We start from the raw sequence: 2498 nt of genomic DNA, 5'->3' as shown, positions 1-2498 counted from the left end.
ATTTCTATGAGCTCATCGCAGCCTCGCAGGCCGAGATGGTGAGCGCCGCGGTCGCGAAGACCATGCTCGATGAAGGCTATCGACTCCTGGATGTCAGATACGAAGAAGAGTACGACGACGAGCACATCGACGGATCGTTCCTCATACCGCTTCCCGAGCTGCGTCAGCGCATGGGCGAAATCGATCCCGGCGCGCGCTATCTCGTGCTGTGCAAGGGCGGCAAGCGCGCCGAGGTCGCGACGATGTTGCTCAAACAACGGCGAATCAAGGCAGCCACGATCGAAGGTGGCATCCGGGACTGGCCCTTCGAAACGATTGGAGGCGTCTGATGCACTTGAACCTAAAAAAAGCAGTTAAACCCCTCGGCCGGCGAATTTCGCAGGCCGATGCAGCGCACAGGGCGTGCTCGCGCAGCCGCCGCCGGCTCAGGGCGGCGCCGGCAGGGGCTCGGGCGGCTGCAGCTGGCGGCCGTGGAGGTACTTGCGCATCGCCCGCGAGAGGATGCGGTACCAGCGCTGGGTCGGCGTCAACTGCTCCGCAGTCAGCCTTAGGCCGTGGAGAAAGGCAGCGAGGTTGCGGCAGGCACGCTCGACCCAGCCAGCCTCGGCATGGTGGTGGCTGATCACCAGGCGGCGCTGGCGGCTGTGGTCGATTCGGCGCGCCGGGGCGTTGAGCAGCAGCGGGCGGGCAGTGATCGCCTCGCGATGCTTATCCGGCTCGGCGAGACGCACGAAGATGTTCCACCAGTCGTAGACCAGCGCGGTCATACTGGCCATGATCCGGCAGCGCTTGAGGTCGGTGGTGGTGAACCCGCCCCAGCCCCAGTGGTTCTTGAGCTCGTCGAAGTTGTTCTCGCAGTCGGCCCGGTCGCGATAGAGCCCGGCGATGGTGAGGATCTCGGCGTCGAGCGAGGTGACGAGCACGCCATACTCGTAGAGGCGCACATCCTCCTCGACCTCGGTGAAGCTCAGGCGCAACTGGCCGGACTCGTCACGATCCTCGATGGCGAGGTCACGGTTCAGGCGCCGACGCAGCACGACGACGCGGCGCGCGCGGCTCCAGCCTGAGAGGCGCAACTGGGCTTCCGCGCCCTGCCAGCCCTGGCCGGCATCGCTCCACTCGGCATCGCGCAACAGACGCTCGACGAGCGCCTTGGTGCGCTTGGTCAGGCGCTGCTTGAACAGATACGGCAGCCCCTCCTGCTCGCAGCGGCGCATGTTCGCCTCGGTGCCCCAGTCGCGGTCGCCGCGCAGCAGCCGCGGCCAGCGGGCTCGGCCGATCTGCTCAAGCAGCGCCCACAGCCCCGGCGCACTGTATTTGGAGTGGTGCTGGTTGCCCGGCTGCACCTCCACGTCGAGCACGAGGCGCAAGTTGGCAATGATGTAGGTGTGGTAGGTGTGCGAGGGCCGACCCGGCTTGTGTGGGTTGTATCCGAGCACGGCCCCCTCTTGATGGCCATAGATGGGCTTGACGGTGACATCGGCGTCGAGAATCCAGGGCTCGGCGAGCAGCGGCTCGGTGACCGCCAGCAGATGCCGGCGCAACCACGCGAGCGCCGCGTCCTCGTCCATCCGGGCGAACGTCGCACGCACCGAGTCCTCGCTGACCACCTTCTCCATCCCGAGCAGCTCGGCGTTGACCTGATCGCCGCGCAGCGCGCTGATGTGCGCATAGCGCCAATGGCCACAGAGGATCGCCAGCACCGCGGTGCCCAGCACGTCGCGCTTGTTCGGCGCGTTGTTGCTCCGCCAGCTGACCGGGCACGTCTCCACCCACCGGTCGAACAGGCCGCTGACCTTCAGGAACTCGGCGAAGAACGGGAGCTGGCCGAGCGGCGTGACCGCCGCCGACGGGTCCCACTCGACATGCACGCGACCACCGAATGTGTCTACAGCAACCGGACCCTCGGCAGGCACCAGCGCTCGGCAGTCCGATTCGGGCGGCGTTGGCGCTGCACCCGGTGGGTGAAGAGAAAGCTCGTTCATGGGCACCTCCGTATGCCGGGATTTCAGCAAGTTAGGCTGCGTTCAGCAACTCTGAACTGCTCTATGTAGGTTCAATACTGCGAAGGCCGTCATGTCGACTGCTCGGGCTGCCTCGGGAGCGGCGATGCCGACTGCCTCCCCCGTGTTGCAGTCGCCGTCCGCCGGGGGTGCGGCGCGGGCCTTCGGCGCTTTACGGGCGGGGCGGAAATCAAGGGTAGAGGGGCAGCGGGAAGGTTTCCGTGATCAGTATCACCGGCGTTCGGTCGATAATGATCCGATAAGTACGGAATACCCCGGCGAAGTCAACGCCGTCGGTTGTCGGCTCGATACCGAACTCCATCACCTCCCGATCGATTTCGAGACCGCTGTCGCGGATCAGCGAACCGATGCCGATCTCGCGGTCGATCAGGCGCTGGCGGAGGTGAGCCGGGATCAGCTCGGTTCGGGTCCGCGCAAACGCATAGGCGTAATGCTTGTAGCTGTCGGCCCCGCGCAGGCAGGCCAGCCGTGCAA

General features: G+C 66.0%; 1 protein-coding gene and 2 pseudogenes. 1 reads left to right on the top strand and 2 read right to left on the bottom strand.

The window, feature by feature from the left end; genetic code table 11:
- Positions 1 to 83: 83 nt before the first annotated feature.
- Positions 84 to 329, top strand: a pseudogene (locus tag I6U14_RS09085) (rhodanese-like domain-containing protein); the annotation flags it as partial.
- Positions 330 to 425: 96 nt separating this feature from the next.
- On the opposite strand, the gene I6U14_RS09080 reads toward I6U14_RS09085, so the two are convergent.
- Entirely contained in the window at positions 426 to 1985 is a 1560-nt protein-coding gene (locus I6U14_RS09080; protein WP_296898641.1) for a transposase, read from the bottom strand.
- A gap of 208 nt (positions 1986 to 2193) precedes the next feature.
- Positions 2194 to 2498, bottom strand: a pseudogene (locus tag I6U14_RS09075) (chorismate pyruvate-lyase family protein); the annotation flags it as partial.

The organism is Thiohalocapsa sp., from assembly GCF_019695415.1.
Taxonomy (GTDB): Bacteria; Pseudomonadota; Gammaproteobacteria; order Chromatiales; family Chromatiaceae; genus Thiohalocapsa.
The sequence above is the reverse complement of the archived record's forward strand: the minus strand, read 5'-3'. Positions and strand labels throughout refer to the sequence as shown.